This window comes from Deltaproteobacteria bacterium (genome assembly GCA_035063765.1).
Classification (GTDB): Bacteria; Myxococcota_A; UBA9160; order UBA9160; family PR03; genus CAADGG01.
Genome location: JAPSFT010000041.1, coordinates 1 through 21,302, shown reverse-complemented (window position 1 = coordinate 21,302; position 21,302 = coordinate 1). Strand labels below are relative to the sequence as shown.

Here is a 21,302-nt window from a genome sequence, read left to right as displayed (position 1 = left end):
GGGCCGGCAGCGTGCCGATCTGGAAGCCGAAGCTCGATGCCGTCATGGCGCCTGCGAAGGCCGTGCCGGCGCCCAACAGGGACACGGCGCCGACGGCCAGGAGAGCGAACAACTTGCGCATGGGAAATCCTCTCTCGATCGTTGGTCGGTCTGGCTTCACCGGCCCCCCGCGGCACCCTGCCGCCTCGCCGGCGTCGTCCCCCTCACATCCGGAACCGTCGGATCCAGGATCCAACCGTCGGATCCAACCGTCGTATCCAACCGCCCTCGCCTCGGCACTCATCCGTCGCGGCGGATGCTGCTAGCCTTCCGGGTTCGCCTGGGCCTCGGCTGGCCGCGGATCGCCGGCCTGCGTGGGGACATCGGGGAGGTAGGAGCGATGAAGACCTTGGTGGCAGGAATTTCCTCGGGAGTCCTGCTCGGCCTGCTGTGCAGCCTGCTCGCCTGCGGAAGCCCCGAGGGGACGATGGATGACGTGCGGGCACTGCAGGACGCGGGCGCCTATTCCGAGTCGCTGGAGCCGCTTCGCCAGATCCTCGCCGAGCGCCCGGACGACCCGGAGGCCAACTACCGGCTCGGCCTCGCGCTGGTGCGGACCGGGGACGCCTCCCGCGCCGTCTTCCCGCTGCAGAAGGCCGCCCGGGACGAGAGCGAGGCGCGCCAGGCCGGTCTGCTGCTGGCGATCACCCTCGTCGACATCAAGAACTTCGCGGAGGCGATCGACGCCACCGACATCGTGCTCGCCCGAGACCCCGAGGACGAGGCGGCGCTCTCGATCCGCACCCAGGCCGCCCTCGGTGCCAGCCGCCCGGCCGTCGCCCTCGACGCGGCCGAGCGGCTGCTCGCCCTCGACCCCGAGCGGGCATCGACCCTGTCCCTCAAGGCGGCGGCGCTCATGCACATGGGCAAGCTCGACGAGACGGAGGAGGTCCTGCTCGCCACCGAGAAGCTCGACTGGGAGGGCGACCCGTCGGGCCGGGGCCGCACCTGCCTCGTGCTCGCCAACTTCTACGGGCGCTTCCGCGAGGACCCGGACCGGGGCGTGAAGAAGGTGAAGGAGTGCCTCGAGCGCTTCTCCGACGATCTCACCCTCGAGCCGATCGCCGCCCAGGCGTACGACGACATGGGCCGCCCCGAGGAGGCGAAGGCGCTGATGGAGCGCGCCTTCGCGCGCAACCCGGCGGACCAGGGCCTGCGCCGGCTGCTCGCCCAGCGCCTGCAGGCCGAGGGGGAGGGCGAGCGGGCGGAGTCGATGCTCCTCGAAGGCGCCCGCACGAGCGGCGACCCGCGCGCGTGGATCTCGCTCGCCGGCTCCTACCGGACCCGCAACGAGCCCGAGAAGGCGCTCTCGGCGGTGGACGAGGCGCTCGCGCTGGCACCCCGCTCGGAGGAGCTGCGCTTCGTCCGGGCCGACGTGTTGATGGACCTCGGCCGGCTCGACGAGGCGCAGGAGATCGTCCCGCAGGTGGGGAATCCGGTGCTGGCGGGCGTGCTGCGCGGGCGGCTCGCGCTCGAGCGCGGCGACCCGAAGCAGGCGCTCGCCGAGCTCGGGCCGGCGATCCAGGCCTGGCCGCAGAACGCCGGCGCCCGGATGCTGGCAGCGGAGGCCGCCCACCAGCTCGGCGACATCGACCGCACGCTGAGCGAGCTGCGCGAGGCGAGCCGCGCCGAGCCCCGCGAGACCGACGCCGCGCTGCTGCTCGCCCGCCTGCAGCTTGCGCGCGGCAACTACCCGGAGGCGGCCGAGATGGCACACCGGCACCTCAGCTACCGCGACGCCCAGAGCGTGTCGGCCTACCTGGTCGCCGCACGCGCACTCGCCGGCCTCGACCGGCTCGACGAGGCCTACGAGAAGCTCGCGGAGCTGCGCGAGAAGCCGGGCAGCGCCGGCGTCGCGCTCGCCGAGGAGGCGGGGCTGCGGCGCGGCGCCGAGGGCCCCGAGGCGGCGCTCGCCATCCTGCGCAAGGAGACGGCGTCGATCGACCTCGGCGCGCCCGAGAACGAGATCGCGCTGCGCACGCTCGTCGATCTCGCGGTGGCCGCCGGGCAGGCGGAGCAGGCGCGGGAGCGGGTCGCGGCGCTGGCGGCGGCCCAGCCGGAGCGGGCGCGGCTCGCGGCGCTCCAGGGACAGCTCGCGCTCACGGCGGGCGACAGCGCGGCGGCGGCTGCCGCCTTCGAGCGCGCCCTCGCGGCCGATCCCGCCTGCGCACCGGCGCTGGCCGGCCAGGGCGAGCTGGCCGCCGCAGCGGGCCGGACCGATGAGGCCCTCGCCCTCCTCGAACGGGCTGCGGAGCAGGAGCCCGACGTGCCGGAGCACGGCCACCGCGCCGCCCAGCTCCAGCTCGCCGGCGGCGACGCCGAGGGGGCCCTGCGCAGGCTGCGGGTGCTGCGCGCCCAGAATCCCGAGCACGCCGGGATCGCCAACGACCTCGCCTTCCTGCTCGCCAGCCGCAACGAGTCGCTCGACGAGGCGCTGGTCCTCGCACAGCAGTCGCGGCGGCTCGCGCCGCAGCCGGAGGTGATCGACACGCTCGGCTACGTGCAGCTCGCCCGCGGCGAGTACCAGGCGGCAGCCGCCAGCTTCCGCGAGGCGCTCGCAGCCCGGCCCGACTACGGCAGCGCGCGCTACCACCTCGGGCTCGCGCTCGCCCGGCAGGGCGATCGCGACGGCGCCCGCGAGGCGTTCCAGGTCGCCCTGGCCGGCGGCCCGTTCGACGAGGCGGAGCAGGCCCGGCAGGAGCTCGGCAAGCTCGCCGGGGAAGGAGCAGGCGAGTGATCGGGCGGCTGGCGATCGTGACGGTGCTCCTGCTCGGGACCGCCGGCCTGGCGGGCTGCCGCTCGCCGGAGGCCCGGCGCGACGCGCACCTGGAGCGTGCCCAGGAGTTCCTGGCCGAGGGCAAGAGCGCCGAGGCGCTGATCGAGCTGCGCAACGCGCTCAAGCTCGACCCGAAGAGCGCCAGCCTGAACCAGCGCATCGGCGCCATCCTCGAGCACACCGGCCGGCTCGCCGACGCGCTCTTCTTCTTCCAGGAGGCGCACCGGCTCGCGCCCGAGGACGCCGACGCGGCGCTCGCCTACGCCCGGCTCTCGCTCTTCGACAACCCCGAGCTCGCCCGCACCCTGATCGACGGCGTGATCGAGCGCGAGCCCGACAACGCGAAGGCCTGGATCCGGCGCTCGGAGCTCGCGCTCGCGCAGGCCAAGGCCGACGACGCCCTGGCCGCAGCGCTCACGGCGAGCGAGCTCGCGCCGAACGACCACATGGCCCTCTTCCAGGTCGGGATCGTGCAGCGCGCGCGCATCCGCGAGCGGGAGCTGCGCCGGCAGCCGCCGGACCCCGCCCTCTTCGAGCAGGCGCTCGCCGCCTTCGACCGCGGGCTGGCGGTGGCGCCCGACGACGCGCCGGTGGAGGAGGTCGTGCGCGGCTACATCGAGCGCGCGCTGGTGTTCGCTTCCTGGCCGGAGCGCAGGGGCGAGGCCGGCGCCGCCTTCGAGCAGGCGGCAGAGGCCGCCCGCCAGCGCTCGAGCGTGGTGGAGGAGCAGCGCACCCTCGACGAGCTGCGCCGCTTCGCGCGCGCCACCGGGGACACGGCGCTCGAGCGCCGGGCCCTCGAGCGCCAGGTCGAGATCGACCCCGCGAACCTCGACGCATGGGGGCGCCTGATCGCGGCGAGCGAAGGCGACGAGGTGCCGAAGCGGCTGATCCAGGCGCTGCCCGACGAGCCGCGGGCCCACGCCCTCTACGCCCAGACCCTGGCCCGGCGCGGGCGCGGCGAGGAGGCCGTCGCCTATCTGCGCGAGGTCGAGGGCCGCCTCGACGATCCCGTGCCGCTGCGCGGCGCCCTGGCGGCGCTGCACATCGAGGCGGGCCGCTTCGACGAGGCCCATGCGATCGAGCGGCAGATGCGCGAGGAGAGCCCGGAGCGGCCGGAGACGGACGAGGTCGTCGGATTGCTGGCGATGCGCGAGGGCCGCTTCGCCGACGCTGCGGCCGCCTCGCGCCGGCTGATCGAGCGCCAGGAGACGCCGCACGCGCTGCTCCGCCTGGGCGAGGCGGAGTTCCGGCTCGGCAACTACGAAGCAGCGCTCGGCCCCATCAACCGGGCGCTCGAGCTGAGCGGCGACGGCCCGCAAGGCCTGCAGGCGCTGCGGCTGCGGGGGCTCGTGCAGATCGCCTCCGGAGACGCCGAGGGCGGCGTCCAGACCTTCGGGCGCGTGCGCCGCGTCACGCGCGGCTCGCTGATGCCCGAGGACGTCGGCACCGTGGCGAGCGCGCTCTACGCCACCGGCCGGGCCGAGGCCGCCCGCGAGCTGCTCGACACCATGCTCGCGACCGAGCACCCCCCCCTCGACGCCGTCGTGCTCTACCTGCGAAAGGAAGGGCCCGGGAACCCGCAGCGCGCCCAGGAGCTGCTCGAGCGGGCGCTCGCCGAGAGGCCCTTCGAGGCCGTGCTGATCGGCCAGCAGATCCGGCTCGCGCTCGCCGCCGGCGAGAAGGAGCGGGCCGAGCAGATCGCCGCCGAGGCCGTCGCGGCGCGGCCCGAAGCCGCGATCTTCTACCGGCAGCAGGCCCAGGTGCTCCTCGCGAACGGCAAGCCCGAGCAGGCGCTCGCGGCGATCGAGCGCGCGGTGGCGCTCCTGCCGGAGCTGCCGGGCGCCGCCGACCTGCTGACGGGCCTGCTCACCCAGCTCGGCCGCGAGCAGGAGGCCGTCGACCGGCTCGAGGCGCGCGCGCGGGCCGGCAAGCTCCCGGTCTCCGACCGCGTCCTGCTCGCGCGCCTCCAGATCCAGAACGGCAACGACGCGCGCGCGATCGAGCTGCTCGAATCCGTGGTGGCCGAGCGCAACGACCTGCCCGGTGCCCGCAACGACCTCGCCTTCCTGCTCGCGCGCCAGGGGACGGACCTCGAGCGCGCCCTCGATCTCGCCCAGGAGGCGCGCTCGGCGCTGCCCCGCTCGCCGGAGGCGGCCGACACCCTCGGCCTCGTCTACCTGCGGCGGAACCTCCCGGAAGCCGCCGTCGACCAGTTCCGGGCGGCGATCGAGCTCGCCAAGGCCCAGAGCCCCGCGTGGGCCACCTCGCAGTACCACCTGGGGCTCGGCCTCAAGGCCCTCGGCCGCCACGACGAGGCCCGCCAGGCCTTCGAGCGCGCTCTCGCCGCTGCCACGCCGTTCCCCGAGCTCGAGGAGACGCGCCGCGAGATCGAGAGCCTCGCGCAGGCGCCGGCCGGCTCGTCCTAGGCAGGGCGGGCAGCGGTGCTGACGCCGCTCCTCTACGGCCTGGCGCTGGCCTCGGGCTTCGCCGCCCTGGTCTACCAGGTCGCGTGGTCGCACCTGCTCGCGCTCACCTTCGGCAGCTCGACGCTCGCCGCCAGCGCGGTGGTCGCGGGCTTCCTCGGTGGCATGGGGATCGGCGCCTGGGGCTACCACCGCGTGGTGGCGCGGATCGAGCGGCCGCTCGTCGCGTACGCCGGGCTCGAGCTCGGCATCGCGGCGAGCACGGCGGCGTTCACGGTGCTCTTCGCGGCGCTCCCCGCGCTGTTCGCAGACCTCTCGGCGGGCGCAGCGCCCGCGCTGGTCGGCACCCCCGCCCGGATCGCCGCGGTCCTGCTCCTGCTGCTCGTGCCGAGCGCGCTGATGGGTGCCACCTACCCGGCGCTCTGCATCGCGCTGATCCACTCGAAGCAGGGCCTCGACCGGCACCTCGGCCCGATCTACGGGCTCAACACGCTCGGCGCCGCCTTCGGGGCCGCGGCGGCCGGCTTCGTGCTGCTCGAGTGGCTCGGGGTCCGCGGCGCGATCACGCTCGCGAACGGCACGAATCTCGCCGTCGCGGCCGCGGCGTGGCTCGCGGCGCGCCCGGGCACCACGACGGCGGCGGAGGCCGCCGCGGCGCTGCGCGACGAGCCGCTGCCGTCGCGGCTGCCGGCCTGGGCCCTCGCCGGGCTGCTGGCCGGCTCCGGCGCCACCACGATCGGCTACGAGGTGATCTGGTTCCGCGCGCTCCGCTACGTGGTGGGCAACAGCAGCTACGCGATCAGCGCCTCGCTCGCGGTCTTCCTGCTCGGCCTCGGGATCGGCGGCATGGCCTCGCGGCTGCTGCTGCGGGCGCGCGAGGTCGAGCGCGCGCTCGCCTGGATCCAGCTCGCCACCGCGCTGCTCGCGGCGGCGGCTCTCGCCGGCATCCACGCCCTCCTGTCGGTGCCGGACCTGCGCGACTCGCTCAGCATCTTCTCGGAGTCGCTCGCCGCGCGGCCCTGGGAGGTCCGCCTCGCCACCGGCGCGGGAACCGCCGCGGCGCTGCTGCTGCCGGCGACGCTGTGCATGGGGCTCACCTTTCCCCTGGCGAGCCGGCTCTACCTGGGCCGCGTCGGCCGGCTCGGCGCCCGCGTGGGCGGCGCCTACCTGTGGGCCAACCTCGGCAGCATCGCCGGCGCGCTCGCCGCCGCGCTGCTCTTGCTGCCCGGCTTCGGCGTCGTCGGCGCGGTGCGTCTCCTGATGGTCGTGAACGGCGCGCTCGCCGTCGCGGTGCTGTTCGCGGCGCGCCAGCCCGCGGCGCTCTGGCGGGCGGGCGCGGCGGCAGCGGCGTGCGGCGTGGTGCTGGTGGCGCTCCCGGCGCGGCTGCCGTTCGCCGGCGAGCCCCTGATCGCGCAGTCCGTGCCGCGCCTGCTCTTCGAGCGCGAGGAGGAGATCGGCACCGTCCAGGTGTGGGCCGACCCGCAGCAGCCCGACCGTCTCGCCATGGCCATCGACGGGTCGGTGATCGCCACCAGCGCCGATCTCTACGCGGGGCTCTACGCCAAGCAGGTCCTGCTCGCGCACCTCCCCCTGGCGCTCGATCCGAGCGTGCGCCGGGTGCTGTCGATCGGTGTCGCCTCCGGCTCCACCCACGCGGCGCTGGCGTCCTACCCGGAGCTCAGCGCGCTCGACGCCGTCGAGATCAACCCGGCGGTGCTCGAGGCAGCGCGCTGGTTCCCGGAGGCGCAGGCGCTCGCGGACCCGCGCAGCGACGTGGTCGTGGAGGACGCGATCCACTACCTGCTGCGCACGCGCGAGAGCTGGGACCTGATCGTCTCGGACGCGAAGCAGAACAAGGACTTCTCGGGCAACGGCCGGATCCTGTCGCTCGAGCTCTACCGCTTCGCGCTGGCCCGCCTCTCGCCGTGCGGGATCTTCGCGCAGTGGATCCCGCTCTCGAACGCGCCCGAGAGCCTCACCCTGATCCTGCGCACGTTCCTGGCCGCCTTCCCCGAGGTCGAGCTCTTCGCCGATGCGCCGGAGTCGCTCTACATGCTCGGCAGCCGCTGCCCGATCGCGGGGCGGGGGGTGCGCGCGCAGGCGGACTTCGCGGCGCGCGGGCTCGCCGGGCAGCTCGAGCCCTACGGCTTCCCGACCGTCGCCGACCTGCTGGCGCTCTGGGTGACCGGCGGCGCGAGCCTCGCGGCGCGGCTCGGGCCCGGCCCCGTGAACGACTGGGACCGGATGCGCCTCTCCTACGCGAGCTTCCGCGCCCGGCCCTCGCTGCGCGACGCGCCCGCCGCGAACCTGGCGCTCCTGATCGGCGCGGGCGAAGCCGGGAGCCGGCCGCCTTCCCCCTTCGAGGCCCCCGGGTCGCCGTTCGCGACCTCGCGGCCGCTCGTGCAGGAGGCGAAGCTCCTCCAGCTGCGCGGGGAGCCCTCCGCGGCCCGCCGCCGCTTGCGCGCCGCCCTCGCGGCGAACCCCGGGGACGCCGCGGCGCAGCGCACGCTCGTCGCGTTGCGCACGGTCACGATCGGTCCCTGACGCAGCGGCTGGCCTCGGACGCGTGGCTCCACCCCGTCCTGGTGTCATCCACCGAGCGCGCGGACCTGCGCGATCTCGGCGCGGATGCGCTCGTCGATCGGGCCGCCGCGGGCCAGGGCCCGCTCGAGCGCGGCCAGGGCCTCCGCGTGCTCGCCGCGCGCGAGGTGCGCGGTCGCGAGCACGCGCAGCTCGAGCTGCGTCGGGTTCGGGAGGCTCGAGAAGCGCGCGACCCACCAGCCGGCGATCTCGCGCACCAGGGCCTGGAAGCGCGGGTCCCCGCGCAGCGGCGCGAAGACCGGGTCGCCCTGGAGCTGTTCGAAACGGTTGAAGCCGAGCTCCCAGGCGGCGCGCAGGTCCCGGATCGCGGCGCCGTTGTCCCCGGCCTGCGCGGCACGGCGGGCGTGGAGCAGCAGGGCCGAGCGTCCCTCGGGATAGTGGCGGGCCGCGTCCGCCAGGATCCGGGCCGGCGAGGCCCAGATGCGCGCGCGCGCGTTCGCGTGGACGGCGAAGCCGGCGACGAGCGCGACGGCCGCCGCCGGCGCCGCCACGGCGAGCCCGCTTCGGAGCGCGGCGCCGAGCGCCGGGGCGCGTCGTGTCCAGAGCTCGAGCCCGGCGAAGAGCGCGCCGCCGAGCAGGCCGGGGAGGATGTAGTAGAGGTAGCGGTCGGCCATCGGGTGCAGGAACGGGAAGAGCTGGGAGACGGGCAGGAACGACGCGCCGGCCAGCGCCCAGAAGGCGGCCTCCGCGCGCCGCCCGAGCAGGCACACGGCACCACGCACGGCGAGCAGCAGCGAGAGCGCGGCGCCGGCGAGCCACCAGGGATCGCGCCAGGACAGCACGGGCGCCGGCTCGTGGAAGGTCGAGACCCCGAGCGAGCTCAGCGACATCCACGCGTAGCGGGCGGCGATCGCGAAGCTGGTGCGGAGGCGGACCCAGGAGTCGGGATGGAGCGGCTCGGCGGCGCCGGTGCGCTGGTGGGTCCAGAGCTCGGCCACCGCGTAGCCGCCCAGCGCAACGGCCCAGAGCGCCAGCCAGCCGGCCCGCACCCTGCCCTCGCGCGTCCAGTCGAGGATCGCCGCCACCGGCAGCACGGCGGCGGCGGTGGGCTTCGCGAGCAGCGCGAGCGCGAACAGCAGAGCCGCGAGCGCCGGGCGCCGGGGATGGGCGAGCAGCGCCCCCATCGCCAGGACGAAGGACGACGGGGTCTTGAGCTGGGAGACCCACGCCACCGCCTCGACGTTGGCCGGATGGAGCAGGAAGAGCCCGCCGCCGAAGAGCGCGAGAGCCGCCGGCAGGCCGGCCCGCGCGAAGACCAGCACGAGGAGCAGCGCGCCGGCCGCGTGCAGCACCACGTTCACGACGTGGAAGCCGAACGGGGCGTCGCCGAAGAGCTGCCACTCGAGGGCGTGGAGCAGGAGGTGGACCGGGGTGTAGTTGACCACGAACACGGCCGCCGTTCCGTTGGGGTCCAGGATCTCGACCAGGTTGCGGGCGCTGAGCTCGTGGACGTAGGGGTTGGTGGCGACGTAGTGGAGGTCGTCGGAGACGAAGGCGCCCGAGAGCGACGGCGCGTAGACCGCCAGCGCGACCAGCACGAAGGCGAGCCCGAGCAGCACGAGCGCGCGCGGCTGCGCCAGCAGGTGCGCGCCGTCCCCACCCTCGGCGGGCGGCGGCGTAGGGTCGGGGCGTCGGCGCGCCATCACTCGGGAACCACTCGGGGACGGTCCTTTGCTTCGCTCGTTCGGGGACGGACCCGGGGGCGCCGGCAAGCGTGTCCCTGGACGGCGGAAGCCAAGGGACCGTCCCCGGACGCGGCGCCGTAGAGTAGCGTCTGGGCCCCGTTCCCCGGGTGCTCCCCCGGACCAGGAGAGGCAGTGCCCGCAGACGAGGTCGATGCCGGCGCCCGCGCGCCCGTCCCGCCGCCGGCCGGCCGCAGCCTGCCCGCGCGTGCCCTCGCGGTGGTCGCGCTCGCCTTCGTGGCGATCGGCCTCGGGCTCTACGGCCCGTCCCTCGAAGGGCCCTTCCTCTCCGACGACCTGCTCTACCTCGAGGGCAACCCGAACCTGCGGCTGCCGTTCACGGCGGCGCTCGAGCGGATGCTCGACCCCTACTTCGCCAACTGGACGCCCGTCCATCATCTCCTGCTGCTCGTCGAGTGGCGGCTGTTCGGGGCCTGGACGGCGCCCTACCACGTCGTCAACGTCGTGCTGCACGCGGCGGCGGCGACGGCCCTCGCCGCCGCTGCCGCCCGGGCCGGGCTGTCGCGGGGAGCGGCCCTCGCCGCCGGCGTCCTCCTGCTGGTGCACCCGGCCGCCAGCGAGGCGGTCGTCTGGATCAGCCAGTCGAAGACGCTTCTATGTGTCAGCTTCGGGCTGCTCGCGCTGGAGCGCTGGATCGCGCATCTGCAGGCGCCGTCCCGGGGGCGGCACGTGGCCGTGCTGGCTGCGGGCCTGCTGGCGCTGCTGGCCAAGCCGGCGGCGCTGCCGCTGCCGCTGATCCTGCTCGGCACCGCCTTCTGCCTGCGCGCGAACCTGCGCCGCGCCGCCGCCGACCTCCTGCCCCTGCTGCTCGGCGCCCCGCTGGCCTTCCTGCTCAACCTCTACGCGCAGGCGATCGGCGGCGGCGTGGCGCCCTGGTTCGGCGGCTCGGCGCTCGCCACCGCGCAGATCCTGCCGTGGGTGGTCTGGCGCTACCTGCGCCTCGCCGTGCTGCCGGTCGGGCTCGCCCACGGCGTGCACCCCGCGCCGATCACGGGATGGAGCGATCCCGCGCTGCTCGGCCCGCTGCTGGCGCTGGCCGCCGCGGCCGCCTCCGTCACGATCCTGTGTCTCCGGCGCCGCGAGCGCGCGATCGGCCCGCTCTGGTTCGTGGCGATGCTGGCGCCGGTGGCGCAGGTGGTGCCGATGGCGGTGGTGTACGCCGACCGGTACCTCTACGCCGCCCTGCCGGGCGCGATCTGGCTGCTGGTGCAGCTCGGCGACGAGTGGGCGCACGCGCGGGGGCCGCGGGCGGCCCGCGCGCTGGCGGTGACCACCGCCGCCGCCGCCCTCGCCCTCGCGGCCGGCACCGTCACCCGGGCGCGGATCTGGGCCGACCCGGAGGCGCTCTACCGCGAGTCCGCCCGGGCCTTCCCGCTCGGCCGCTTCGCCTGGACCGGCGTCGGCAGCGTGCTCGACCGGCGCGGCGATCTCGCCGGCGCCGCCGCCGCCTACCGCCACTCGCTCCACGCGTATCCCGACGACCCGCAGGTGCGCTACCTGCTGGGCGACGTGCGGCTGCGCCAGGGCGACGCCGCGCGCGCCCTCTACGGCTTCGAGGAGGCGCTGCGCCTGGCGCCGGAGAGCTTCGCCTCCGAGCGCAGCTTCATCGAGGGCCGCGTACGGGGGCTCCGCGCGCGGGGCGTGCGGCCCGTCCCCGACCCTCCCGAGGCGCCGCCCCCGTCAGGGCCCCGCGAAGGACAGTAGGAAGACGAGGCCGGTGGCGGTCAGCCAGGCGCGCCCGGCGGCGACCGCCGCCGGTCCCCCGAGCCGCGCGAGGCGGGTCTCGGCGGCCTGCGCCCCGAGCGCGAACTGCACCGCGAGCGGCGCCACGAGCCCGAGCAGGTAGAGGGCCTTGGCCTGCCCGAAGTAGGGCAGCTCGAGGGTGAGCGCGACGAAGGCCAGCGCGAGCGCGCCCTCGAGCCCCAGCACGAACGACCACGCGGCGCGCCGCGGCCCCGGCCCGAAGGCGCGCCGCGCGCTCTCACCGACACCGACCAGGAGCACCCCGGTCGCGGGCAGCGCGAGCCAGTAGCCGAGCGCCGCCCACTGCCAGTCCCACGGCGGGAGCGCGGCGGCGGTGGCGCGGCCGCCGGCCCAGCCGTCGCCCCAGAAGCTCGAGTAGAGCGCGTCGGCGAAGGAGCGGAAGCCCGCGAAGACCGGCAGGCGCAGCGCCTCGCCGAAGCCCAGGTAGTAGCCCCAGCCGTGGAAGCCCGGCTGCGACCACCAGACCCGGCCCGGGAGGTTCCAGTTGCCCGCCAGCGGCGAGCCGTAGGCCAGCCACTGGCGCAGGTACCACCAGCCGGCGAGGGCGAGGACCGGCGCGCCGAGCGCGGCCGCGAGCCCCGCGAGCCGCGCCGGCCGGACCCGCTCGACGACGGCCGCACGGCCGAGCACCACCCCGGTGGCCACCGCGGCGGCGACCAGCGCCGTCACCTTCACGAGCAACGCGACGCCGAGGGCCGCACCGGCGCCGAGCAGCGCCCGGGGCTCCGTCGAGGGGCGCGCGAGGGCGCGGGCGCACAGCCAGACCGCGAGCCCGAACGCGGCTGCGTGCAGCGGCTCGTTCGAGACGTAGGCGGAGGCGTAGAGGTTGAGGGGCAGGGCGCCCGCGAAGAGCACGCCCACCGCCGCCAGGAGCGGCCGCCCCGGCACCAGCACGGCAGCCAGCGCCCACGCGAGCCAGGCCTGCGCGAGCCCCGCCGCGAAGGAGGGCAGCTTCGTGAGGGCCACCTCCCAGCCGGGCGCGAAGGCGGCCGCCCCTTCCTGGAGCGCCGCGACGAGCGCGTAGTAGAGGGGCGGGTGGTAGGTCGACCAGCCCTCGGTCGCGAGCGGGAGCGCGCCGCGCTCGCGCAGGAGCGCGACGTACTCGAGGTGCCCGTTCGCATCGAAGCCGGTCCGCAGCGGCAGCGCGAGGAAGCTCGTGGCGAACAGGCCGAGCCACGCGAGGTGCACGGCGGCGAGGGCGAGCGCCGGCGCCCGCTCGGGCCGCCGCGCGAGGGCGGCTCCCGCGGCGAGCCACCCGGCCCACGCCCCGAGCAGGATCCCGGCGAAGGCGAGGCCCCGCTCCCGCAGCGCTCGCGCCGGCCGCGGGCCGAGGATCGCGCTCGGGTGCGGGCGGGTGTCGTCGGGGAGCACCGCCGCCCGCGGCGGGCCGCCGTCGATCGAAACCTGCCAGTCCGGGCCCGTCGCGAGGGCGCCCCCGGGCCACTCGAGGCGCGCCCGCAGCAAGGGCGGCCCGCGCGGGTTCCAGACCGCCACCTCGATCTCGTTCGGGCCCGGGCGCAACGCGGCGCCGACCTCGAGCACGCGGTCGCGGCGCCAGGCGGGGTCGGGGTCGGGCGAGGCGGCGATCGCGACGCCGTTGACCTGCACGCGCCAGGCGCGTGCGGCCCGCAGCCGGAGCGACGCGGAGGCCGGCGCCGCGGCCAGCGGGAAGCGCGCGACGAAGCGCGCGACCGGCGGCGCCGCCCGCCCCCACTGCTGGGTGCGGGCGTCGACGGGCTGCGGATCGGTGATCCAGGCCGCCGTGCCGTGCTGGTGGACGAAGGCGACCTCCGGGGAGCAGGCGCAGCGCCAGCCGAGGAGCGCCAGCGCGCCGGCGCAGAGCCCGGCCGCCGCGAGGCGCTGGACGCGCGCGGCGCTCATGCGTCGCCCGGGTGCATCGCGGCCTCAGCGCGAGGCGGCGAAGTCGCCGACGAAGAGCACCTCGTTGAGCGCACCCGTGCGATAGCCCTCGAGGTCGAGCGAGACGAAGCGGAAGCCGAGCGGCTTGATCGCGGCCACGATCGCGCGGGCCGCGGACGGATCGAGCGCGCGCGGCAGCTCGCCCGGGTCGATCTCGATGCGCGCCAGCTCGCCGTGGTGGCGCAGGCGCACCTGCCGGAAGCCGAGCGCGCGCAGGCGCTCCTCGCCCGCCTCCACCTGCGCGAGCCGCTCGGGCGTGACCTCCGTGCCGTAGGGCAGGCGCGAGGACAGGCAGGCCGACGCCGGCAGATCCGCGGTCGGCAGGCCCGCGGCCCGCGAGAGCGCGCGGATCTCGGCCTTTGCGAGCCCGACGTCGAGGAAGGGCGAGAGCACGCCGCGCTCGCTGGCGGCGCGGTGGCCGGGCCGGAAGTCCCCGGTGTCGTCGGTGTTGACGCCGTAGGCGACGGCGTCGAAGCCCTCCGCGTCGCGCAGCGCGCCGAGCACCGCGAAGAGCTCGGACTTGCAGTGGTAGCAGCGGTCGGGCGCGTTGGCGCGGTAGGCCGCGCTCTCCATCTCGCGGGTGCCGACGAAGCGGTGCCGCAGCCCGCACGCGCGCACCACCTGCTCGGCGACCCGCCGGTGCGCTGCGGGATAGGAGGGCGACAGGGCGGTCACCGCGAGCGCCCCGTCGCCGAGCGCCCGGTGGGCCGCCCAGGCGAGGAAGCTCGAGTCGACCCCGCCCGAGAACGCCACCAGCACCCGGCCCGCGGTACGCAGGCGCTCGTCGAGGGCGGCGGCCTTCGCGGCGAGGGCGGGGGCGAGGGAGTCGGCGTAGGGCATGGCGTGCGGCGCGAAGGTATCAAACGGGCCGAGCGTCCGGCCGACGCCTCCGAGCGGAGCGCGCGGAGGGCTATGCTGCGCGCACGGCGACGGCGGGGAGCCGAGGGGGGGACATGGCCAAGCTGCGGGTGGGGCTCGTCTACGGGGGCCGCTCGGTCGAGCACGAGGTCTCGCTGCAGTCGGCGGCCTCGATCCTGCGCAACCTCGACCCCTCGCGCTACGAGGTCTGGCTCGTCGCGATCGACCACGACGGGCACTGGCGCCTCGGCGCCCCGGGCAGCTCGCTCGAGAGCGCGCTCGCGCGCGGCGTCCCCGTGCAGCTTCCGGCGACGCCCGCGCAGAACGCGCTCCAGCCCCTGGCCGGCCCCTCGGGCCCGACCCCGCTCGACGTGCTGTTCCCGATCGTGCACGGCCACGGCGGCGAGGACGGCACGCTCCAGGGCCTGCTCGAGCTGGCCGGCCTGCCCTACGTCGGCTCGGGCGTGCTCGGCTCCGCGATCCAGATGGACAAGGAGGTCAGCAAGCGGCTGCTCGAGCAGGCGGGCATCCCCGTCTGCCCGTGGCGCGTCGTGCGCGAGGCCGAGCTGGCACGCGATCCGCGCGGCGTGGCGCTGCGGGTCGCCGACGAGCTCGGCCTCCCGGTGTTCGTGAAGCCGGCGAACTCGGGCTCCTCGGTCGGCATCGCCAAGGTGAAGGAGGTCCGCGCGCTCCCCCGCGCGCTCGCCGAGGCCACGCGCTACGACACCAAGCTGCTCGTCGAGCGCGCGCTCGACGCCCGGGAGATCGAGGTGGCGGTTCTCGGGGACGACACACCCGAGGCGTCGGTGCCGGGTGAGATCCGGCCGCGCCGAGAGTGGTACGACTACGAGGCCAAGTACGTGGACGAGAGCACCGAGCTGCTCGTCCCCGCACCGCTCTCCGAGGAGGAGAGCGAGCGCGTGCGCGACCTCGCGCTGCGCGCCTTCCGTGCGCTCGAGGGCACGGGGCTCGGCCGGGCCGACTTCCTGCTGGAGCGCGCGAGCGGGACCTTCTACCTGAACGAGCTCAACAGCCTGCCCGGCTTCACCGAGGTCTCGATGTACCCGCGGCTGTGGGAGGCGAGCGGGCTGCCCTACCCGCAGCTCCTCGACCGGCTCGTCGAGCTGGCGCTCGCGCACCACGCGCGGCGCAGCAAGCTCGCGACGCTCTTCCGGCGCGGCTAGGAGGCCGGCGGCGGCCTCCGGGCGCCCGGCCCCCGGATGGGCGGAGGACCGCGCCGCCCGTCGGGCGGCGGCGCGGTGACGGAGCCGGGCTGCCCTATACTCGCCTGCTTTTCTCGCGAACAGGAGAGCCCGTTCTCGATGTCGATCCGCCCGGCCGCCCCCGGATCCGGTCGTCTCGCGCTGGCGTGGTCGCTGCTTGCCGTCCTCGCGCTGCTCGCCGGCTGCGCCGGCGGCAGCGAGGAGCGGCTCGCGCAGGCGCGCGCGCTCCAGGACGCAGGCGCCTTCCACGAGTCGATCGAGCCCCTGCGCGAGCTGCTGGCGCAGGAGCCCGAAGCGAGCGAGGCGCAGTTCCTGCTCGGCGTCGCGCTCCTGCAGACGGGGCAGCCGAGGCTCGCGATCGTCCCGCTCGAGCGCGCTGCGCTCTCGTCCGGGTACCACGTGCCGGCGGGCCTGCTGCTGGCGACGACCTTCCTGTCCATCGGGGCCTACGAGCAGTCGATCCGGGCCGCCGACGGCGTGCTCGCAGCCGACCCCGCGCACACCGCTGCGCGGCATCTGCGCGCGCAGGCCCTGCTCGGCGCGCAGCGTCGCGAGGAGGCCCTGGCCGAGGCGGAGCGCCTCTACCAGGCCGCGCCGGGGGACCTCCAGGCGGGTCTCCTGTACGGCGCGATCCTGGCCGAGCTCGGCCGCACCGACGAGGCCGAGCGCATGTACGCCGGCCTCGAGGCGGCGGCGGCCGCGAGCGGCGACGCGGTGGCGGCGACGCGCGGCTGCCTCGCCCGCGCCGCCTTCTTCGAGGATTCCCGCCACGACGACGCCCGGGCCGAGGCGCAGCTTCTCGGCTGCCTCGAGAAGGCACCCTCCGATCCGCTCGTGCTGCGCCTCGCCAGCGCGTTCTACGACGAACGCCAGCGCGGCGAAGAGGCGACCGCGTCCTGGCGGCGCGCGCTCGAGCGCGAGCCTGCGAACCTCGACCTCCGGCAGCTCCTGGCGCTGCGCCTGGAGCGCGCGGGGCAGGCGGAGGAGGCCCGCGCCCTGCTGCGCGAGGGGATCGAGCAGGTCGGCGGGGTGCCGGCGTGGATCGCGCTGGTGCAGCTCGAGCAGCGTGCAGGCCGGCCCGCCGCCGCGCTCGCGGTGCTCGAGCAGGCCGAGGAGCTCGAGTCGCCGCCGCCCGAGAAGCTGCTCTTCCTGAAGGGCGACCTGCTCCTCGACCTCGGGCGCCTCGACGAGGCCGAGCAGCTCGCCGGCAGGCTCCAGGAGCCGGCGTTCCGCGAGCTGCTGACGGGCAGGATCCTGCTCGCGCGCGGCGACGCCGCCGGCGCCCTCGCCGCGCTCGAGGCCGGGCTGCAACGCTGGCCCAACCACGCCGGCGCCCACTACCTGGCCGCGCTCGCGGCGCGCCAGGGCGGCGACATCGGGCGCGCGATCGCGGAGCTGCGCGAATCGGTGCGCATCGACCCGGGTGCGACCGACGCGGCGTTGCTGCTCGCCACGCTCGAAGCCTCACGCGGCGCGCACCAGGAGTCGCTCGAGGCCGCCCGCCTGTTCCTCGAGCGGCGCGGCGGTGCGCGGCCCGAGGGCTACCTGCTCGCGATCCAGGCCGAGCGTGCGCTCGGCCGCTTCGACGACGCCCGCGCGACCGCGGGCCGGCTGCGCGAGCGCGGCTTCCCGCGCGAGGCGGCGCTCGCGGGGTCCGAGATCGAGGCCGCGGCCGCCGGCTCCGGGCCCGCGGGCGCCGCGGCCGGCGCCGCGTCGCTCCGCGCGAGCGGCCTCGACCTGGGCGAGCCCGCCAACGAGCCCGTGCTGCGCCGCCTCACCGGGCTGCTGCTCGCGGCGGGCCGGAACGACGAGGCGCTGGCGACCGTCGACCGCGCCCGCGCGCGCGAGAGCCGCGCCTCGCTCGCCGAGCTGCGGGGCAGCGTCCTGCTCCGGCTCGGGCGTCCCGGCGACGCGCGCGCCGCCTTCGAGGACGCGCTCGCCCACGACCCGCGCGATGCGCGCGCGCGCGTGGGCCTCGCCGCGCTCGCCCAGGAGCGCGGCGACCTCGACGGGGCGCTCGCGCTCTACGACGAGGCCGCCACCACCCTGCCGGACGACCCGGGGCCCCGCTACGCCGCCGCCCAGATCGTGCTCGCGCGCGGCGACCGCGCCGGCGCGCGGGAGCGGCTCGAGGAGCTCGTACGCCTGCACCCGGACCATGCCGGCGCCGCCAACGACCTGGCCTGGCTGCTCGCGAGCGACGGCCGCGAGCTCGACCGTGCGCTCGCGCTCGCGCAGCGCGCGCACGGCCTCGACCCGAGCCCCGAGGTCGCCGACACGCTCGGCTGGGTGCACCTCCAGCGCGGCGAGACCGACACCGCGGTGGGTCTCTTCGAGCAGGCCCTCGCGGGCGCACCCGACTCCCAGGCCATGCGCTTCCATCTCGGGCTCGCGCTCGCGCGCCGCGGCGAGCGCGAGCGGGCCGCCGAGACCCTGCGCAGCGCCCTCGCGCCCGGCCCGTTCCCGGACGCGGAGGCCGCGCGCAGCGAGCTCGCGAGGCTCGCGGCTCCAGGGGACCCGCCCGAGGACACCGAGGGCCCGGCACCGCCGTGAACCCGATCTCGATCCGCCACCTCGACCACGTCGTGCTGCGCGTGCGCGACGTCGAGGCCTCGCTGCGCTTCTGGCGCGACGCCCTGGGCTGCCCCGTCGAGCGCGCGAGCGACGCGCTCGGGCTCTACCAGCTCCGCGCCGGCGAGAGCCTGATCGACCTCGTTCCCGTCGCGGGCCCGCTCGGCCGGGCGGGAGGCGCGCCCGCGGGCGAGGAGGCGCGCAACGTCGATCACGTCGCGCTCGCGCTCACGGCCTTCGACGAGCCCGCGATCCGCGCGCACCTCGAGGCCCACGGGATCGCAGCAGGCGAGGTGGCGCCCCGCTACGGCGCCGGCGGCATGGGACCGTCGCTGTACGTGAAGGACCCCGACGGCAACACGGTCGAGCTGAAGGGCCCGCCGGCGCCGCCGTAGCGGAGCCCCATCCGTCGAGGCCGCCGCCGCCTGGCCGGCGGATCGGGCCGGCCCGCGACGACCGGGGTCCCGCGCCTACCGGGGCGCGAGCCCCCGGGGCCCGCCGCCCGCCGGCACCTCCACGAGCGCACACAGGCCGCCGAGCTCGCCCGCCTCGAGCCGGAGCGCGCCGCCGTACTGGGCCACGACCTCGCGCACGATCGCGAGCCCGAGCCCGGAGCCGGGCGTCTGCTCGTCGAGGCGCCCGCCGCGCGCGAGCACGTGGTCGCGGGCGGCGGGCGCGAGCCCCGGCCCGTCGTCGTCGAAGGCGAGCACGAGGGCGTCCGTCTCGGTGCGGGCGCGCGCGCGCACCCGCCCGCGCGCCCACTTGCAGGCGTTCTCGAGCAGGTTGCCCGCGATCTCCTCGAGGTCCTCGCGTGCGCCGGGAAAGAGGGCGTCGGCCGGCGCGTCGAGCTCGATCGTGCACGCCGGGTACAGGCGACGCAGCGTCTCGGCGAGGGCGGCGAGGACCGGCGCGATCGGCGTCCGCACGCCGGCGACCGCCGGCCGGGGCGCGCGTGCCAGGCGCCGCTCCAGATGTCTCCACATGGTGTCGCTCTGGGCCGTGATCCGCGCGCCTCGTTCCCCGCCGAGCTCCTCGCCCTCGGCGCGGATCAGGCTGAGCGGCGTCTTCAGCGCGTGCGCGAGGTCGGCGGCCTGGTCGCGGGCGCGGCGGACCAGCTCGGCGTCGTGGGCGAGGAGCGCGTTCAGCGAGTCGGCGAGCGCTGCGAGCTCGCGCGGCGCCGCGTCGCCGATCCGCTCGCGCGTGCCCGTGCGCACCTCGCGCAGCTCGCCGGCGAGCGCCTGGAGGGGGCGCAGGGCGAGCCGCACCTGCAGGGCTCCGAGGGCGAGCACCGCGGCGCCGAGCCCGCCGAGCGCCGCGAGCAGGAGCGCGTCGAAGCGGGCGATCTCCCGGCGCAGGGCGCCGTCGTCACCGGCCACCACCAGCTCGAGCGGCACCTCGACGCCGGGAAGCGTCACGCGGCGGACGAGCGCACGCAGCCGCTGGCCGCGCGGGCCGGCCAGGGGGACGACGCGCGGCGCCCCCGCCCCCGGCGCCGGCGCCGGCGCCGGCAGCTCCGCGTCCCACAGCGAGCGCGAGGCCGCCACCCGCGCGCCACCCGCGCGTGCCTCCCAGTACCAGCCCGAGAGGGGGCGGTCGAAGCGCGGATCCCCGGCCGGCCGCGCGCGCTCGCCGCCGCCGGCGTCCGCGGCGAGCCCGGCCACCACCGCCTGCGACCAGGCGTCGAGCCGTTCGTCGAAGGCGGCCTCGGCCGCGCGCCGGAAGCCCCACGAGAGTGCGATCCCCCCGAGCGGGAGGAGGAGCGCCAGGCCGAGGAGCGCGGAGGCCAGCAGCCGGCCGGCCAGCGAGGGGCGCCTCACGCGGGCAGCGCCCGCAGGCGGAAGCCGCGCCCGCGCACCGTCTCGATGCGCGCCGCGCCGATCTTGCGCCGCACGCGCCCGATCAGGACGTCGATCACGTTCGAGTCGGGGTCGAGCCCGCGCTCGTAGACGTGGTCGAGCAGCTCCGCGCGCGACACGACGCCGCCGGCGTGGTGCATCAGGTAGGCGACCAACCGGTACTCCTGGGCCGTCAGCGCCACGGGCTCGCCGCCGAGCGAGACCTCGCCCCGATGCGTGTCGAGGCACAGGCCGCCCGCTCGGATCTCGGGCGAGGCGTGGCCTCGGGTGCGCCGCACCAGCGCCTGCACGCGCAGCACGGCCTCGCCGAGCTCGAAGGGCTTCACGAGGTAGTCGTCCGCGCCGGCCGCGAAGCCGGCCTGCTTCTCGCTCCAGCGCCCGCGCGCGGTCAGGATCAGGACGGGGGCGCCGACGCCGCCCTCGCGCCAGCCGCGCAGCACGGAGAGCCCGTCGAGCCGCGGGAGCCCGAGGTCGAGCACCACGGCGTCGTAGGGCTCGCTGCGGCCCAGGAAGGCAGCGTGCTCGCCGTCGTGGGCGAGATCGACGGCGAAGCCGGCCGCAGCGAGCGCGCGGCCGAGCTTGGCGGCGAGCTCCGGCTCGTCCTCGACGACCAGCACCCTCACCGCGCCGCGTCCTCGAGGCCCCGCCCCTCGCGCTCGAGCAGCTCCCCGCTGCGCGCGTCGAACTCGAACTCGACGACCCGCCCCTGCGGCGTCAGCCACTCGACCTCGTAGGTCGGCGGCTCGTCCTCGTCGTCCTCGAGCTCCACCTCGATCGCGCGCCCGTGATAGCGCGCGTCGAGCCAGTCGAGGATCGAGGCGAGCGGCACGTAGCGGCCCGCCTGGACGCCGGCGCGGGCGCGCTCGGCGTCACCGGCCCGCGCGCCCGGTGCCGCGGCGGCGAGGAGCGCGGCGAGCCAGGCGGCGCCGATGGGAAGACGACGCGGGGTCACGCGCCCGAGCCTAGGTGCCGGAGCTTGAACCTTCCATGAACGGCCCGTTCAAGGAACCCGCGCACTGCTGCGGCAGGTTCCGCCCCGTCCGGGCATCCTGCCCGGCGAGGAGGAACACCGATGATCCCCGCTCGAACGCTCCGCATCCTGCGTCCCTTCGCCCTGCCGGCCGCGGCCCTGGCCGTGCTCGGCTTCACCGCGCCGGCGGCCTTCGCCGACGACGACGACCAGCCGATCGCGCCGGACGAGATCCAGCGCATCGAGGACGCCCTCGCAGGCAAGGGCTACACCGACGTGCACGACATCGAGGTGGACGACGGCCGCTACGAGGTCGACGCCCGCAACGCCGAAGGCCAGCCGGTCGACCTCGAGCTCGACCTGAAGACGCTCGAGATCCTGCACGAGAAGCGCGACTAGCGCAGCCGGGGCGGCCGCCGTGCGCGGCGGCCGCCCCGCGTTCGTCCGCTCAGGCCGCGCCCGCCGCGCCCCACACGAAGCGCACCGCGCCGCCGGGCACCACCGGCACCTCCCCCGTGCGCGCGAAGCCGGCTTCGCGCAGGACGCGGTGCACGTCGGCGATCTCGGGCAACCCGTAGAGGTTGCGGTGCGCGCGCAG

The 21,302-nt window shown here is 76.6% G+C and carries 14 protein-coding genes; 8 read left to right on the top strand and 6 right to left on the bottom strand.

Features of this window, described 5'->3' with window-relative positions; translation table 11 throughout:
- The first annotated feature begins 379 nt into the window (after positions 1 to 379).
- From OZ948_19180 to OZ948_19170, 3 genes are read left to right on the top strand one after another with little or no spacing between them, the layout of a single operon-like run.
- The gene (locus OZ948_19180; protein MEB2346848.1) at positions 380 to 2,776 is read left to right on the top strand and encodes a tetratricopeptide repeat protein; all 2,397 of its coding nucleotides are present in this window, start codon (positions 380 to 382) and stop codon (positions 2,774 to 2,776) included.
- On the top strand, positions 2,773 to 5,241 hold the full coding sequence (locus OZ948_19175; GenBank protein ID MEB2346847.1) for a tetratricopeptide repeat protein: 2,469 nt from the start codon (positions 2,773 to 2,775) through the stop codon (positions 5,239 to 5,241). Before OZ948_19180 ends, OZ948_19175 begins: the two co-directional genes overlap by 4 nt.
- A 15-nt stretch (positions 5,242 to 5,256) precedes the next feature.
- Entirely contained in the window at positions 5,257 to 7,782 is a 2,526-nt protein-coding gene (locus OZ948_19170) for a fused MFS/spermidine synthase (GenBank protein MEB2346846.1), read from the top strand.
- Positions 7,783 to 7,826: 44 nt separating this feature from the next.
- Here OZ948_19170 and OZ948_19165 read toward each other — a convergent pair whose 3' ends face one another.
- Entirely contained in the window at positions 7,827 to 9,482 is a 1,656-nt protein-coding gene (locus OZ948_19165) for a hypothetical protein (protein MEB2346845.1), read from the bottom strand.
- A gap of 174 nt (positions 9,483 to 9,656) precedes the next feature.
- Here OZ948_19165 and OZ948_19160 point away from each other — a divergent pair, with 174 nt between their 5' ends.
- Entirely contained in the window at positions 9,657 to 11,246 is a 1,590-nt protein-coding gene (locus OZ948_19160; protein ID MEB2346844.1) for a tetratricopeptide repeat protein, read from the top strand.
- Here OZ948_19160 and OZ948_19155 read toward each other — a convergent pair.
- Complete coding sequence (locus OZ948_19155) at positions 11,223 to 13,187, bottom strand: hypothetical protein (GenBank protein ID MEB2346843.1); 1,965 nt, start codon at positions 13,185 to 13,187, stop codon at positions 11,223 to 11,225. The genes OZ948_19160 and OZ948_19155 overlap by 24 nt on opposite strands.
- Before the next feature lie 24 nt (positions 13,188 to 13,211).
- The gene (gene larE / locus OZ948_19150) at positions 13,212 to 14,066 is read right to left on the bottom strand and encodes an ATP-dependent sacrificial sulfur transferase LarE (GenBank protein ID MEB2346842.1); all 855 of its coding nucleotides are present in this window, start codon (positions 14,064 to 14,066) and stop codon (positions 13,212 to 13,214) included.
- Positions 14,067 to 14,188: 122 nt separating this feature from the next.
- Between larE and OZ948_19145 the strand changes: the two genes are divergently transcribed.
- The 3 genes from OZ948_19145 to OZ948_19135 all read left to right on the top strand — a co-directional run bounded on the left by OZ948_19145 (position 14,189) and on the right by OZ948_19135 (position 18,273).
- Positions 14,189 to 15,268, top strand: coding sequence for a D-alanine--D-alanine ligase (locus OZ948_19145; GenBank protein ID MEB2346841.1), 1,080 nt, complete (start codon positions 14,189 to 14,191; stop codon positions 15,266 to 15,268).
- 138 nt (positions 15,269 to 15,406) lie between these two features.
- Entirely contained in the window at positions 15,407 to 17,860 is a 2,454-nt protein-coding gene (locus OZ948_19140) for a tetratricopeptide repeat protein (protein MEB2346840.1), read from the top strand.
- On the top strand, positions 17,857 to 18,273 hold the full coding sequence (locus tag OZ948_19135) for a VOC family protein (GenBank protein ID MEB2346839.1): 417 nt from the start codon (positions 17,857 to 17,859) through the stop codon (positions 18,271 to 18,273). The genes OZ948_19140 and OZ948_19135 overlap by 4 nt, the downstream gene beginning before the upstream one ends.
- Before the next feature lie 75 nt (positions 18,274 to 18,348).
- Here OZ948_19135 and OZ948_19130 read toward each other — a convergent pair whose 3' ends face one another.
- Genes OZ948_19130 through OZ948_19120 form a run of 3 tightly spaced genes read right to left on the bottom strand, consistent with a single transcriptional unit; the run spans position 18,349 to position 20,686 of the window.
- Positions 18,349 to 19,695 (bottom strand): ATP-binding protein, encoded by a 1,347-nt coding sequence (locus tag OZ948_19130; GenBank protein ID MEB2346838.1) that lies wholly within the window; start codon positions 19,693 to 19,695, stop codon positions 18,349 to 18,351.
- A complete protein-coding gene (locus OZ948_19125) occupies positions 19,692 to 20,357 on the bottom strand; it encodes a response regulator transcription factor (GenBank protein MEB2346837.1) in 666 nt (221 codons plus the stop codon). Before OZ948_19125 ends, OZ948_19130 begins: the two co-directional genes overlap by 4 nt.
- On the bottom strand, positions 20,354 to 20,686 hold the full coding sequence (locus OZ948_19120; GenBank protein ID MEB2346836.1) for a PepSY domain-containing protein: 333 nt from the start codon (positions 20,684 to 20,686) through the stop codon (positions 20,354 to 20,356). Before OZ948_19120 ends, OZ948_19125 begins: the two co-directional genes overlap by 4 nt.
- A 120-nt stretch (positions 20,687 to 20,806) precedes the next feature.
- On the opposite strand from OZ948_19120, the gene OZ948_19115 reads away from it, so the two are divergent.
- Positions 20,807 to 21,103 carry a PepSY domain-containing protein gene (locus tag OZ948_19115; protein MEB2346835.1) on the top strand — a complete coding sequence of 99 codons (297 nt, stop codon included), beginning with the start codon at positions 20,807 to 20,809 and terminating at the stop codon, positions 21,101 to 21,103.
- The last annotated feature ends 199 nt before the right edge of the window (positions 21,104 to 21,302 follow it).